This is a genomic window from Vibrio makurazakiensis (genome assembly GCF_050337375.1).
Lineage (GTDB): Bacteria > Pseudomonadota > Gammaproteobacteria > Enterobacterales > Vibrionaceae > Vibrio > Vibrio makurazakiensis.
The window spans coordinates 1-885 of the sequence record NZ_JAKJSW010000468.1 but is presented as its reverse complement, the minus strand read 5'-3'; the positions used below and the strand labels follow the sequence as shown (position 1 = coordinate 885).

At 44.5% G+C, this 885-nt stretch carries 1 protein-coding gene; it reads right to left on the bottom strand.

Going from position 1 to position 885, the window contains the following annotated elements; all coding sequences use genetic code 11:
• Positions 1 to 885 (bottom strand): hypothetical protein (locus L4C33_RS22530; RefSeq protein WP_428814595.1); only part of this gene is annotated, 885 nt, incomplete at both ends.

Below are 885 nucleotides of genomic sequence, written 5' to 3'. Positions count from 1 at the left end.
GTGTATAGTCATATTGAGCCTTCAAGGCCAATTGAGAATATAAATCCCAACGGACGCCTACGCTGATCGTATCCTGATCTATGGTTCGGTAATTAATATTGTAATTTGCACCTTGCCATAGCTGCTCTAGTTGAGTCTGAGTCGCTTCAGGTAAAAGTGGATTGCTTGTGGGGGCGGTGACTGAAATTTTGTCATCAGTGTTTTTTACTTTGGAATACACGCCAAATAAAGTGACCTCGTTCAGCCTGTATGCCAGGCTAAGATAGCCGCTCGCATAGTCGGGGTAGGTTTCCCAGTTGGGATCAGTGTAAGCAAACTCGGTTGTTAGCGTAACCTGATCTATTTCGATTTCGTACCCAGCAGCGTAGTAACGGATCTCTTTATCCGAAAACGCGAATTGTTCGGCTAGGCCAGCCGCTTGAGGCCAGAGTGCACTGGGTATTGAGTTCAAACCATTGATAAGCAACTGCTGTCCTTCATTGTTAAAACCGCTTGGTTTAGTAAATGCCGCAGCTAACTTAATTTTCCAGAAATTGGTACTGTATAGACCGCTCATTGAAAGGGTATCGTTTAATTTAAACTCTAAGGGCTCTCCATTCTGTGCTTCAATTTTTACCGTAGACGACCCATAACCTAAACGAAGATCAAGAAACCCATCATGGATGTTATTGCTGTACGAGGCATCCACTCCATCGATGTAGGAGAAGGAGCCTAAGTGGCTGTAATGTTCGGTCGGAGGGCGAGCCCAAGTGTAGGCATAACCGACGGGTGTATATTCAGATAGGAGATAGAGATCGGTACTGGTTCTGCCAAGCCTGAATGCGATATTTCTTGAGGCTTGATAACGTAGAAAAGCCCATTCAACATAGTCTTCAATGTTATTAC